10 protein-coding genes are annotated in these 13,859 nt (G+C 40.3%); 4 read left to right on the top strand and 6 right to left on the bottom strand.

What is annotated here, in order from left to right:
• Positions 1-191 precede the first annotated feature (191 nt).
• Positions 192-1,028: an SDR family NAD(P)-dependent oxidoreductase gene (locus ACE01N_RS02055; RefSeq protein WP_380584316.1), complete on the top strand. Its 837-nt coding sequence runs from the start codon at positions 192-194 to the stop codon at positions 1,026-1,028.
• Here ACE01N_RS02055 and ACE01N_RS02050 read toward each other — a convergent pair whose 3' ends face one another.
• From ACE01N_RS02050 to ACE01N_RS02025, 6 genes are all read right to left on the bottom strand, one after another.
• Positions 1,029-2,015, bottom strand: a complete 987-nt coding sequence (locus ACE01N_RS02050) for an SDR family oxidoreductase (RefSeq protein ID WP_380584314.1) — start codon at positions 2,013-2,015, stop codon at positions 1,029-1,031.
• Between the two features lie 15 nt (positions 2,016-2,030).
• The gene (locus ACE01N_RS02045; RefSeq protein WP_380584312.1) at positions 2,031-2,744 is read right to left on the bottom strand and encodes a CPBP family intramembrane glutamic endopeptidase; all 714 of its coding nucleotides are present in this window, start codon (positions 2,742-2,744) and stop codon (positions 2,031-2,033) included.
• A 133-nt stretch (positions 2,745-2,877) separates the two neighbouring features.
• Complete coding sequence (locus ACE01N_RS02040) at positions 2,878-4,257, bottom strand: MGH1-like glycoside hydrolase domain-containing protein (protein WP_380584310.1); 1,380 nt, start codon at positions 4,255-4,257, stop codon at positions 2,878-2,880.
• Positions 4,258-4,265: 8 nt separating this feature from the next.
• A complete protein-coding gene (locus ACE01N_RS02035) occupies positions 4,266-6,455 on the bottom strand; it encodes a glycoside hydrolase family 3 N-terminal domain-containing protein (protein WP_380584308.1) in 2,190 nt (729 codons plus the stop codon).
• A gap of 104 nt (positions 6,456-6,559) precedes the next feature.
• Positions 6,560-7,090, bottom strand: a complete 531-nt coding sequence (locus ACE01N_RS02030; protein ID WP_380584306.1) for a DUF3124 domain-containing protein — start codon at positions 7,088-7,090, stop codon at positions 6,560-6,562.
• A 140-nt stretch (positions 7,091-7,230) separates the two neighbouring features.
• Positions 7,231-10,407: a BspA family leucine-rich repeat surface protein gene (locus ACE01N_RS02025; protein WP_380584304.1), complete on the bottom strand. Its 3,177-nt coding sequence runs from the start codon at positions 10,405-10,407 to the stop codon at positions 7,231-7,233.
• Positions 10,408-10,844: 437 nt separating this feature from the next.
• On the opposite strand from ACE01N_RS02025, the gene ACE01N_RS02020 reads away from it, so the two are divergent.
• From ACE01N_RS02020 to ACE01N_RS02010, 3 genes are all read left to right on the top strand, one after another.
• Positions 10,845-11,840, top strand: a complete 996-nt coding sequence (locus ACE01N_RS02020) for a c-type cytochrome (protein ID WP_380584302.1) — start codon at positions 10,845-10,847, stop codon at positions 11,838-11,840.
• 103 nt (positions 11,841-11,943) lie between these two features.
• The gene (locus tag ACE01N_RS02015) at positions 11,944-12,498 is read left to right on the top strand and encodes a DUF4251 domain-containing protein (protein WP_380584300.1); all 555 of its coding nucleotides are present in this window, start codon (positions 11,944-11,946) and stop codon (positions 12,496-12,498) included.
• Positions 12,499-12,840: 342 nt separating this feature from the next.
• Positions 12,841-13,836 (top strand): glycoside hydrolase family 43 protein, encoded by a 996-nt coding sequence (locus tag ACE01N_RS02010; RefSeq protein ID WP_380584298.1) that lies wholly within the window; start codon positions 12,841-12,843, stop codon positions 13,834-13,836.
• The last annotated feature ends 23 nt before the right edge of the window (positions 13,837-13,859 follow it).

Raw genomic sequence — 13,859 nt, 5'->3', positions numbered from 1 at the left:
TATTGTTCTGTGTTGTTAGTTTCAGCAATTACAACTCTTTAGACTACTAAAAGGTTCAGATGAGGCAATATTGAATTTTATTCATTTTACATTTTTAAACTAACCAATAATTTCCGTAATTTATATCATGAAACATCAACAGTGGTGATTATATATGATGAAATTGCTGAGAAAAACAAAATCATTATATCATGACATCTGAAAGAGAATTTGTATTAATAACAGGAGCAAGTAAGGGTTTTGGACGTGCAATTGCGATCGAACTTGCATCAAGGAAGCATAACCTGCTTTTACTTTCCCTGAAGAATGAAGGACTGGAAATGCTCTGCCAGCAAATCCGTAACCTGCATCAGGTGGAAGTGAATTTTCTGGAAGTTGATTTTATGAAATCCGACACCATTGACCTCATTAAAGAGTGGGCCAAACAATTTAAGATCAATATACTGGTAAATAATGCCGGTTTAGGCGGAACCAAAAAATTCCATACCTCCAAGATTTCATACATTGAACGGATTATTCAGATAAACATCAGAACGGTTGCTGTACTTACGCATACCCTGTTGCCACAACTGATGCAGAATGAAGAGGCTTATGTTTTGAATATTGCCAGTATGGCAGCTTTTAGTCCCATTGGTTATAAAACGGTCTACCCGGCATCCAAAGCTTTTATATATTCCTTTTCACGAGGATTATCAGAAGAACTTCGCGGAACAGGTGTTTCTGTTACGGTTATCTTTCCCGGCCCTATCCGCACCAACAGCGAAATTATCAGCAGAATAGAAAAGCAGGGCTGGTGGGTTCATGCCGGGTTACAATCCCCTGAAAAGCTGGCGAAAATAGCGATCAACAATTTATTGAAACGACGGAAAGTTATTGTACCTGGAGTAATCAATAAAATCAACTGGTTAATGATTAAGATAATCCCTCCACGCATTTTAATTCCTATGGTTTCTAAACGTATAAAAAATGAAATTGCTGAAAAAACTAATCCCAAAGATATTACCGGGAAATCAGCTCAGACAAATTAATTACCCATTATTATTCTTTAGCCATTTAACGGTATTCAGTAAGCCAAAATTCAATGTTACAGGTGTATATCCCAATTCCGTTTCTGCTTTTTCGCAGGATACATTCCAGTTATACATAAAGCGTTTTAACCATTGTTTTGTAATCAGCGGAGGTTTGCCTGTGACTCTTGTCCAGCCTTCAAATAATGTAGCAACAAAAGATAACAAGACGACAGGGATGTGGAGCATCCTTTTCTGAACGCCGGAAACTTCTCCAAGGATTTTAAAAAAATCATTAAACGATGTGTTTTCTCCCGCTAACAGATAATTCTCCCCACTTTTCCCTTGCTTCCAGGCTAAAATATGTCCTTCCACCACATCATCAATATAGACGTAATTTCCAACACTCTCCCCATCACCGGGAATCACATTATATTTTCCGTTCACGTACATATCCACCATCCGGGTCACACCGTTGCTCTCGCTAAGCAATCCCGGTCCGTAAACCCGGGTTGGATTAACAATGATGACCTCGAAATTTTTATTCGCCAGATCTTTTGCTTTTCGCTCCGATATATCCTTAGTTTCCTCATAAGCCGTTAAATAAGGCACCGTACGTTTGGTTTCTTCAGTCACAATTCCATCGGTAGAAGGTCCGTATTTCCCAGCCGTAGAAGTGAGAATAAATCGCCTAACTCCTGCTTTCTTAGCTGCCTGTAATACGTTTTCGGTACCGGTGACATTAATGCGGTACCAGCTGTCCGGATCTTTGTCCCATAACTTTGCAAATGCTGCCAGATGAAACACGATCTCACATCCGGCTAATGCCTTATCCAGTGAATCAGGATCCAGAATGTCACCCTTAAAAAACTTTATCCCGGGTTGAACCAACTCCTTTTTCTTTTCGGGAGAACGGAACAGTGCATGCACCTCATGACCTTCATCAACCAGTCTTAAAACCAGTTGTTTGCCAATAAATCCAGTTGCTCCTGTTACAAAAATCTTCATGGTTATAACAGGTGTTTAATGCATGTCTGATTTTGACAAAAATGTAACCTTCATTTCCTTATGATAATATAATGAGAACCACTCGTTAGACAGTGCCATTACCACGTGCATCCCGAAAGCCACCCAGAATGAACCGGTATTAAACGTAATTATACATAACAGAATTCCTAAAGGAATCGCCCCGATTGTTTCAAATTTACCTTTCGGAATATGAGCCATAGCATATAAAACGGTATTTATAACGACCGCCCAATAGGGTCCTACAGCATCCTGCGCAGCAAATAATAAAAAGCCCCGAAAGAAAAACTCATATGCCAGCAGATAAAGTATCCATGTAACAGCGCTTAACGTAAATACGCCAATATTCCAGTTATCTATCCTGATCTGCGGATAAACGTTCAGGTTGGCATCCTTCCTGGCCTGAAAAAAATTCAGCGGAATTATTATAACTGACAGAATAATAAACCAAAGTAACGATCTGTATGGCATAACCAACGCTGCACCGTAATCCTGTAATCCGGTTGAAAATGTATAATTCATGATGCCTATCGGGAAAATTCCGAAAGTAATGACTCCGGTTAAGCGCTGTAAATAAATAAATGTTGCACTGCGCTTATTATCAACAGATTTGGATTTTCTGTTAAATTCGATAAAAAAGACAGAATAAATCACCAGCAGAATAACCGAAGATAGCAAAACGATCCAAAATATTCTGTAATTCGAATCCATAGAACATTTACAATTGGTTCATCAAACCAAATATATTGAATTATATGAGTTTATGGAAATATTTACAGATTGTTCCGTTTATTAATCATCATAAGAAATAGAATTAGCATTTATTCCTTTCATCCTCAAAACCCTAAAATTCAGTTACTGCAGATTTCCCATCCAGCCAGGCCGCCATGTTCAGTACGAGAAAATTCCAGTTTTGAAACCCTTTATTTAAAACAGGCTCACCATTGTCGGGCAGGTAATATTCATGAAGTGCGCCAAACCGTTCAAAGTCACGTCCCAACAGCAAAATCGTTTTCTCAGCCAGTTCCTTCGCTTCCTCATTATAGCCATACTCCACCAAACCACGGAATACCAGGTAATTGACATTAATCCAAATCGGTCCCAGCCATGACGAAGGATTTCCACTGCCCCTTGTATCATACATCTTTTCAAGCGGAGAGAGTGTTCTGATTCCTGCCGGTGCATTGAACGACGTTGTATCATGAAAGTGCTTTTCAACCATTTGTTCAGCCTGATCCGGCGTGGCTATGCCTGCCCACATGGCCATAAATCCGCTCCAGACACTTAGCCTTTGAATCAGACAATCGTAGGTCCGTGGCTGGCCCACATGAAAAATAAGCTTTCCTGCTTTGGCATCTGCATCGTCAGGTTTTACTACAGGTTTTAGATTCAGATCCACACTGTAATAAAAACCATCGCGAGGATCCCAGCAATGTTCCCTGATCCGGTCAGAAAGAACGTTAGCTTCTTTTTCGTAGTAACCTGCTATCTCCCCAAGATTCAGACACTGCGCAAGATAAACCATGGCTTTCAGCTCTTTATACATCAACGCATTTAAAAAGACGGAGCCGGAACTTTCATCCGGTCTGTAAAACGTGCTTGGGTCATTATCCACGCCAATAGCTTCGTCCGTTTCCCAGTACATCAACCCTGTTGCTTTATGCCTCTGAAAATTGAGGTATCTGTCCACAAATGCCTGCAGGGTATAAAAGTCATCCCGCAACCATTCGGCATCACCATCCATGTTCTGTACAATAAATGCTGCATGCTGAGCCAGGGTAGGCTTATGCATGTTATGTTTATATGCATTCACCCCTTGAAGCATTTCGTTCCGTGATGGTGCACTGCGTTCAATCCAGATAGGGATCCAGCCATCCATGCCGCCATAACTCAGGGAATTCAAAACACAACCCTGCTCATATTTCAATGCTTGTTTCCGGTCCTTTTCAGTTCCGTTTTCCAGCAGGATCTGTCGTAATGCCACATCACTGAGCCAGGAATCCCAGTCCCATAACATATCCAGGTACTGATTACTTCCGGGTGCGAGAAACGGAAACTTAAGTGCGCCTCCTGCTTCCCGGTACATGCCCTTCATTTCGCTGTAAATATTGTCGCGACAGATCTGTTTGTATTTTTCAACATTAGCAGTATTGCGTTCCGGCATCTGACAATATGCAAGATTCAGAAAGCATAATCCCAATAATATGGCTAAGCTTCTTATCATTTTACAGGTTATTTATAATCAACCACAACTTCCCTTACCGATGCTCCCAGTTCTGCACTTCTTTCTCCGGGTGAGGCATTACCCACCATAATCTTCACTTTCCCCTTATAATTTACCGTTTCACCTTTATCGTTGATGTATGATATCTCTCCTGGCGTCAGTCTAAAACTCAGGTATTGTTTTGATTCCGGATCAAGCGTAATCCGTTGAAAGGCCTTAAGATCCGCCTGTGGTACTTTTGCTTTTGCATCCGGTAGAGTGATATACAGCTGTATCACTTCGTCTGTTCGGACCTTACCATTGTTCTGAACCGGTACACTTATAGTCAGTTGTTTGGATTTTCCTTTTCCTGTTTTCTCAACAGCAAGTTCACCAAGTTCAATATCTCCGTAAGTCAATCCGTACCCAAACGGATACATAGGCTCCGCTTTCATGTATTTATAGGTCCGGTTCTCCATGTTATAATCATCGTATGGAGGCAGTTGATCCAATGATTTGGGAAAAGTGATCGGTAATTTACCCGATGGAGATGCATCGCCAAATATGATATCCGCCACGGCGTTTCCACCTTCCTCACCCGGATACCAGGCATAAACGATGGCATCAGCCAGATTGCTTATTTCTGTCAGATCCAAAGGACTTCCTGCAAACAACACCACGACAAGCTTCTTATTGCCTTTGCGTTGAACTATCTTTCGTAGATACTTCATCTGTGCTTCAGGTAATTTCATGCTCAGATTGTCCCCTTTAAATTCCGATGCAATGGCTTCACCTTCCTCTCCTTCTATTAACATGGTTAATCCCATACCTACAATGGTGACATCCGCCTCGCCTGCCTGTCCGCTGTACCAGTCTATGGGATTCTTATTCTCAGTGGCAGCTAATGTGCCGGCCCGGTAACCCACACGTGTTGAAGGTGATGTTTTCGAAACCACACCCTCCACAAGCGTTACCATGTTATCACTTAACCCGTGGTAGTTACCAATAAGGGAATGAATATCCCCTGCAAACGGACCTCCGATATACACAAAGTTCAGATCCTTTTTTAATGGCAGCGTATTGTTCTTGTTCTGCAGCAAGACAACCGACTTAAGTGCTGCTTCCCGGGCCAGCGCCCTGTTCTCTTGACTGTTAATGACGGATACCGGTATTTTTGTATACGGATTATCTGCCGGAGGATCAAAAAGTCCGAGTTCGAACCGTGTACGCAGCACTTCCCTTAAGCGGTTATTGATATCAATTTCCGAGATCAGTCCGTCGTTTACAGCTTTTACAAGTGCATGGTAGGTACTACCGCAATTGATATCCACACCACTCTTTATGGCCATAGCAGCAGACTGCTCTGCCGTTTCAGTAACATGATGAGTTCTGTGAAAATTGGCAATAGCACCACAATCACTCACAATATGTCCGTTAAAGCCCCACTGATTTCTTAAAATATCAACCAAGAGCGGATTGCTGCCACAGCATGGCAGATGGTTGGTACGGTTATAAGCACACATCACGGCTTCCACACCTGCATCCACACACATTTTAAAGGCGGGAAGATAGGTTTCGTAAAGATCCTTATCACTCACCACGGCATCAAAATGGTGGCGATCTGCTTCGGGTCCGCTATGAACAGCAAAATGTTTGGCACAGGCAGCAGTCTTCAAATACTTTGGATCATCGCCCTGCATCCCTTTGATAAAAGCGGCTCCCATGCTACCGGATAAGAATGGATCTTCGCCAAAGGTCTCCTGACCGCGGCCCCATCTGGGATCACGGAAAATATTGACATTCGGGCTCCAGAATGAAAGTCCCATATATTGTATATAGGGTTTCCCGGAGGCAACAAGATCGTTATTGATGGCTCTGGCTTCATCCGAAATGGCATCGCCGATGCGGTATTCCAGATCCGGATCGAAGGTTGCAGCCAGACCAATGGCCTGAGGAAATACCGTGGCGCGTCCGGATCGGGCCACACCATGAAGTGCCTCACTCCACCAGTTATATTGAAATATACCCAGGCGTTCTATGGCCGGACTGGCGTTCAGCAGCTGGCTGGATTTCTCTTCCAGCGTCATTTCCTGCAACAAAAGATCTATCCTTTCATCAAAGGATTTTGAACCATCAAACCAGGGAAAATCGTTGGAAAGATTCTGGGCAAAACCTGCACTGCTTAACATCAGCAGGCAGAACATAAGGACTTTATTCATGATATTATAAGGTTAAAACATACTTAAGGGTTAAAAATAGGGAATATTTAGGAATGCGAAAACACAAAAATAATGACTAAGTCCCTGAGAACTGACAATTCCATTTATTTCGTGTATGCGCTTTTAATTATTTTGGCATCGGCCGTAAACGATATCCCCTGTTGTCCATAAGAACCAATCATAACAGTCTGTATCAGCAGTTGATCCGAATTATCCCTGGCTGTCCAGTCAACCAAAAAATGAGCTCCGGCACCACCCTGAGACTCTTTTTCGCCGACCACAAATTCGATAGATTCCAGTGGTGAAAGAAGAATAGTTGAATCAATGTATTCGGCCAGTTTTTTCCCATAAGAATCGTTATATACTGCAGACACAATGTAAGCCGAATCTGTGAATGAAGTGTTTCGGATGCTAAGTGTGGTGGTCAATAAAAACCTTTCCGAACCATCTTTGTGGTAAATGTCAGAATACACGGGCACATAGTCCGTTTCCTTGTAGCCAAGTTTTTGATGTGTAATATCAACAAAATTGTAAATATGACTGGGATGGCTACGTTTCTTAATTTTCGTCTGTCTATCCAAAGAACAAGACGAAAATACCAGCAGCATGGCTAAACTCCACATTAAAGTTTTCATGGCTCTCAATTTTTATCTAAAATACTGATTTTTTTTGAACCGGAACAGTGGTAAAATAGCCTTATAAAATTTGACTTGCCGGGATTCACTTTTATTGAACCCCACGATAGATTTATTGCTTCTGTTTAATATTATCCGAATTACTTTTTCAGAATTTTCATATTAAAAAATAAGTTATTCTGAGTACTCTCCACTCTTACATAAAACAGTTCCCCGGAATCATATTTATTCATTTTAATTTCCGTTCTGTTCCCGTTAACAGTTGACTGATAAATACAATGTCCCATAACATCAAATATCTGAACATCGAAGCTATGGATATCCTTGTTTGTTAGTTCAATAGTAAACCGTTCATTGACAGGATTTGGAAATATTGAGATCCCATTATCATTAATCTCCGTGTTAATATTGGTTCCGGTTTCCAAACCACCATCGAAAATTGTCCAGTTAAAATGATCAATGATATATTGCCGGGATGATTCAGCCTCCTTTGTATACGTTGAATAGCCAGCATCAAACACAACATCATCCTGAAGATCCTGTGATGACCAGTTAATCAAAAGCTTTGAGTATTTCTCAGTATTTAATCTGCTGCCTGCAAACATATTTGACATGTCGGTTACATTAGACACATCCCAGTCTGAAATATCAAAACTAACAGTTGAAAGATCTGAAAACATGGCGCTTGTTATTGACACTGATTCCGGTATATCGTGTGGTATCTCTGACAGGTTGGTGGCTCCTTTTAAAGCATTACTGAAAGAAGTTACTCCCAGCTGCCCAAAATTATCAATGCCAATCAGTACTTCTTTTAAATTCTGGGACAGAGTCAGTGCGTTCAAACTTAATGACATTCTTATCGTATATTCTCCATCCGTAACATATGTATGATAGGCATCCCTGTTAATAAATATTTCTACAGCCTGATCTCCCCAATCTACCCAAACACTATCACCCATTTCCATATCAAAACCGATACTGTCAAGGCTTCCCAATTCCGTATTGATCCTGAAAATCATCATAGCCGACAAGTCATCATCGCAATCGTCTCCAATCCAGTCACAGTCAATGTCTGCCTGGCCGGGATTATAGTACCCCAAACAATTGTCATAACTGTCATCTACACCATCACCATCCGTATCATTTTCTCCAAAATTACCATCGTAAATGGTCCAGTTAAAGTTATCAATGATATTCTGTCTTGCATCCCTGGCCTCAGAACCACTAAAACGGGATTCTCCTGCATTTAAAATGACGTTTTGTTGAAGTTGTAAGTTAGACCAACCAGTTAAAAGTGAATTATAATTTTCTGTACTGAGTGCAATACTTTTAAACATATCAGTCATATCTTTTACATTGGAAACATTCCAGGATCCCAAATCCTGATCGAAAGATGTAGTTTCCTGAAACATGGAAGACATATCAGTCACATTACTAACGTTCCATAAACCTATATTCTGGTTAAATAATGGAGCTCTTCTGAACATCTGAGACATATTTTTTACAGAGGAAACATCCCATATACTCAAATCCTGATTGAAACTATCAGCTCTTTCAAACATTAATTCCATGTTGGTCACATTACCCACATTCCAGGATGCGATATCCTGATTAAAGGAAACTGCTCCCATGAACATCCAGGCCATATTTGTAACACTACCTACGTCCCAACCACTTATATTGCTATTAAAATTTCTTGCTTTATAAAACATCCTTTCCATATTTGTAACATGACTGACGTCCCATGCTTCCAGTTTTTGATTAAATGAACCTATGGCTGAAAACATATATGACATGTCCTCTACATTTGATACGTCCCATTGCCCTATTTGCTGATTAAAATTTTCAGCCCCATTGAACATGTAACTCATATTCCTGACTCTACTCACATCCCAGTTTCTAATATCCTGATTGAAATTATTCGCGTTTTTAAACATACCTTCCATATTAGTTACATTTTCAACGTTCCAGGAACTGATGTCCCCATTAAAATTGTAAGCATTGAGAAAGGTATAACTCAGATCTTCAACAGATTCAGGCAAATTGTCAGGAACTGAAAGTAAATTGAACGCGGCATAAAATGTATGATTTAAAGATTTTAAACCCAAATTGCCGAAACTACTTACAGAATCCAGTGGGGAAAGTGCTCTGATATTAAAATTCAGGGTATCCATTACCCCTGTAACTTTTATGGTATATATTCCATCTACTGAATAGGTATGCGTTTTTAGGTCTTCACGGACAACAGTATCAAGAATTCCATCACCCCAGTCAATTATTACGCTGTCAGTTAACCCTAAGATAAATGTAAATCCATTAAATCTGTCAATGGTATTAATATGCAACATCAGAAGGCTTGATAAATCATCATCACAGACATCCCCGATACCGTCATTATCCATATCAATTTGTTTGGGATTGTAGGTATACGGACAGTTATCTTCTGCATCAATGATCCCATCTTCGTCGCTGTCATCACATACGTCACCTTTTCCATCTCCATCAATATCAGCCTGGTCCGGATTATTTGTTTCAGGGCAGTTGTCATAATTGTCACTAAATCCATCTGAATCCATATCCTCCAGTCCACCGTCTATGATTGTCCATGCATAATTATCGATAATTGTTTGTCTGGCTGTATCACCTTTGCTGTCAAACATTGAATTTCCTGCATTAAACACAACACCGTTCTGAAGTGATAATTCAGACCACGTTACAAGCATCACCGTATAATTATCCGTACTCAATTTACACCCATTGAAGATATCTGTCATATCGGTTACTCTGGATATATTCCATGAACTCAGGTCCTGATTAAAATTCTCTGCACCTGCGAACATTCCTTTCATCAGGGTGATGCTATCTACCTTCCATGTTGAGATATTCTGGTTAAAAGCTGTATCTCCGGCAAACATGTAACTGAGATCCTTCACTGTTTCAGGGATTGCATCAGGTACAAAAACCAGATTTGAATCATTTTCAAAGGCGTGACTTAAAGTTGTTAATCCAAGATCACCAAAACTCAAAACCGAATCAACCTGAAAACACAGGCTATCCCGCATTGAAAGCTTGTTCATCCTTCCGGTTACACCGATATTATATTCCCCTGATGCTATATAAGAATGCCGGGCTATATCTGAATTCTTTACAGTATCCACATTACCGTCACCCCAATCCACTCGTATACTATCCTCTGGTTCAAGGTTAAAACCTACACTATTATAACCGTATGTTGTTGTGTTAACGCTCAAGGTCATTTGAGCCAGAAGAAAAGACGGAAACGAAACAACGAGCAAGAATGCGAAAATCTTTTTCATGATAAATGGTTTAAATCTGACTGACATTTTTAAAAGTTTCCGGTAGTATCATCAATGCTGATGAAATTCTCGAAAACCACTTCAACAAAACGGTTTAAAAGTAACTTATTTAAACGTAAACTCTAAGCCCAAAGATAATAAGCAAAGCATACATCCGGAACAAAAACCTTATAAAGTAATTTTCTTACATCTGTTACTTTTAATTCATCATTTTGTAATCTGCCAATTTCATCTATCTTTTTTAAGTCTGTCCATCAATGCTCTTATATGTTCAGAAATATCTTTCTGCTGTTTCTATTTTTCTTAATTTTATGTCAGGTTACGGGCTATATAACCGAATCAACTCAACTCCGTTATTATACCTCCAAAATTGAATCTCACTTATTCTTTTGCATTTGCGTTGTACTCTCCTGATGGAAACCTTTAAATATAATGTGATGAAAAAGTTTAAGAAAATTCTGGGTTATGGATTCCTGGTTATTGTGATTGTTGTGGCCGGATTTGTGTTGTATCTTAAATATGCACTGCCAAACATCCCGGTTCAGGAAAATGTAAATGTGGAAATTACACCAGAACGGGTTGCCCGGGGCGAATATCTGGCCAACAGCGTTATGTTGTGTATGGATTGCCATTCACAACGTGACTGGAACTTATTTTCGGGCCCACCTGAATCAGGCACTCGAGGCAAAGGTGGTGAAGTTTTTGATCAGGAAATGGGCTTTCCCGGCAAGTATTACACACCAAATATTACACCTGCTGCGCTTTCAGACTGGACTGATGGTGAATTGCTCAGAGCTATTACCAGCGGTGTTAACAAAGAAGGCAAGGCGTTGTTTCCTGTCATGCCTTATCCCAATTATGCCAAGCTGGACAAAGAGGACATCTATTCAGTAATTGCCTACCTGAGAACCATTGAACCAATAGAACATACGGTGCCTGCATCAAAATCTGATTTTCCTATGAGTCTGATCATCCATACAATTCCTAAAGAACCAGAATTCACTAAAAGGCCGGATAAAAGTGACTTATTGGCTTACGGGGAGTATATGATTACAGCAGCATCCTGCACCGATTGTCATACGCCAATGAAAAACGGTCAGTTTATTATGGATATGCAATATGCAGGCGGTATGGAATTCCCATTACGCACAAGAGGGAAAGTCTACTCTGCCAATTTAACACCCGACAAAGAGACAGGAATCGGCAATTGGACTGCAGAGAGTTTCGTTGCCCGGTTCAAGGTTTATGCGGATAGTTCTTACTCACCTCAGGAGATACACCATGGTGATTTTAACTCTGAAATGCCATGGATGATGTACAGTACCATGGATGAATACGATCTGAAAGCAATTTTTGCCTATTTGCAAACGCTCAAACCAAAATCAAATAAGGTCACAAAATTTGTTCCTGAACAAAACAGCACTATTAATTAGTGTTGCTTACTGCTAAATATTCTGAATTTAAGACTATTAGGACTATCGGAACATAACTTTGGAACTGATTTTGAAGGGAATATTATCAAAAAAAACGAAAGTCATGAAAAAGAGATTTTTGATAATGTTGTTGGTACTTATGCCATTTGCTTTCGTTGCAAATGGGATGGGTCAGGTAAGCAGAGCCGAAAAAAAACAAATTGACAAACGTGAAGAAAAAGCTCAGCAGGAAAAGGACTATAATCAGACCCGGAACATGCTTCTCAACAGGGATTTTGTTCTGGAAGCTGATCATCTGATGGACAAATGGGGTAATCGTGCATGGGTTAACTCTTCCATTAATTTTGTAATGGTAGATTCATCCACTGCAGTTATCCAGGTAGGATCAAACTACAGAATAGGCCCGAACGGCGTTGGAGGTATTACAGCTAAAGGTAAAATCACTAAATGGACTGTAAAGGAAAATCCTAAAAACGATTCGTTTTACGTACAAATGAATGTAATGACGAGTATTGGGATCTATGATGTGAGTTTCAACGTAAATGCCGGAAATATTTCCAGCGCCAGTGTCACCGGTTTACGTCCGGGACGACTGACATTTGAAGGTGACGTTGTTCCTTTGGAACATTCAGGCGTATTTGAAGGCCAATCTATTTAAACAGTTATCCTGAAGTTTATGCAGTCATACAAAATTGCAGAACGAAAGGATACTGATTGTATAACGGAAATTGTTATTGTTTCCTGGTATTTTAGTAACAAAAGAAAGTCAGCCGCTTAACTGAGGCTGGCTTTTTTTAATGGAATTCAACCTTAATTTGTTGTTCCCTATTAACCACAACCTTAAACATCACGGATTTTGTTAACTTTACGGATAATGGTCAATTTTGAATATGGCATGATGAAAATATGTAACTTTAAATTTCCCATAGTTTAAAGCAGAGAATTTTCCTGCTTAAGCAGCACATACCAAAAGAACACAAACATAACATTATACAAGCACATGAGAACACTGTTAACTTTAATTTTAACCGCAGCAAGCTTCTTTCAGCTTTCTGCACAACGCTGGAAACCAGAAGTTAAGGAGAATATACCGCTGGATTCTATCCGTCTTAGTGATCCAAGTATTCTGGCAGATCAAAACACTCAGATGTATTACATGACCGGAACAGGTGGTCTGCTTTGGAAAAGTAAAAATCTGAAAGAATGGACCGGCCCGTATATTGTAGCTAAAACAGATCCGGATTCCTGGATGGGACCACGCCCTATGATCTGGGCTGCAGAATTGCATCAGTACAAAGGAAAGTATTATTATTTCGCCACGTTTACCAACAGAAGTGTAAATATAGACACTGTGCGTGGCAATGTCATTAACAGAAGAGCCAGTCACGTACTGGTCAGTGACACACCGGATGGTCCTTATGTACCCATGAATGATCCAACCTATCTTCCGGCGGACAAGCCAACACTTGATGGCACTTTCTGGGTGGATAAGGATGGTAAACCATATATGATTTACTGCTATGAATGGTTGCAAAACTGGAACGGTACAATTGAGAAAATAGAACTTAAACCTGATCTTTCAGGCTCTATAGGGGAAGGTAAGGTACTGTTCAGAGCCAGTGATTCACCATGGAGCAGGGAACGCGATGAAAATGGAAATGTTAAACCGAATAAGGTTACGGATGGTCCGTATCTGTTTAAAACCGGAACCGGCAGACTTGGAATGATCTGGACCAGCTGGATTTACGATGTGTATACACAAGGTGTGGCTTACTCAGAAAGTGGCACACTTGATGGCCCTTGGATTCAGCAAAAAGAACCAATAACGGCTGCAAATTTTGGCCATGGCATGTTGTTTAAAACACTGGATGGAAAAGATCTGATGTCGGTGCACAGCCATAAAAAAGTAAACGGACGCACTGTAAGAATTCCACATTTGTTCGAAGTGGATTTGTCCGGTGATAAGTTAGTGGTTAAAGGGCCATATCAACCTTAAAGCATTAAAAGAGTCAGCCTGAT

The sequence above is a fragment of the Quyinboa ferrireducens genome, from assembly GCF_042436675.1.
Lineage (GTDB): Bacteria > Bacteroidota > Bacteroidia > Bacteroidales > UBA5342 > JBHJHP01.
Note: the sequence above shows the minus strand (reverse complement) of the source record. Positions and strands in the feature narration are given on the sequence as shown.

Coding starts and splice junctions, on each gene's coding strand:
- ACE01N_RS02030 (WP_380584306.1), bottom strand. CDS start 7,090: ATGAAAACTTTAATGTGGAGTTTAGCCATGCTGCTGGTATTTTCGTCT.
- ACE01N_RS02025 (WP_380584304.1), bottom strand. CDS start 10,407: ATGAAAAAGATTTTCGCATTCTTGCTCGTTGTTTCGTTTCCGTCTTTT.
- ACE01N_RS02035 (WP_380584308.1), bottom strand. CDS start 6,455: ATGAATAAAGTCCTTATGTTCTGCCTGCTGATGTTAAGCAGTGCAGGT.
- ACE01N_RS02020 (WP_380584302.1), top strand. CDS start 10,845: ATGAAAAAGTTTAAGAAAATTCTGGGTTATGGATTCCTGGTTATTGTG.
- ACE01N_RS02010 (WP_380584298.1), top strand. CDS start 12,841: ATGAGAACACTGTTAACTTTAATTTTAACCGCAGCAAGCTTCTTTCAG.
- ACE01N_RS02055 (WP_380584316.1), top strand. CDS start 192: ATGACATCTGAAAGAGAATTTGTATTAATAACAGGAGCAAGTAAGGGT.
- ACE01N_RS02050 (WP_380584314.1), bottom strand. CDS start 2,015: ATGAAGATTTTTGTAACAGGAGCAACTGGATTTATTGGCAAACAACTG.
- ACE01N_RS02015 (WP_380584300.1), top strand. CDS start 11,944: ATGAAAAAGAGATTTTTGATAATGTTGTTGGTACTTATGCCATTTGCT.
- ACE01N_RS02040 (WP_380584310.1), bottom strand. CDS start 4,257: ATGATAAGAAGCTTAGCCATATTATTGGGATTATGCTTTCTGAATCTT.
- ACE01N_RS02045 (WP_380584312.1), bottom strand. CDS start 2,744: ATGGATTCGAATTACAGAATATTTTGGATCGTTTTGCTATCTTCGGTT.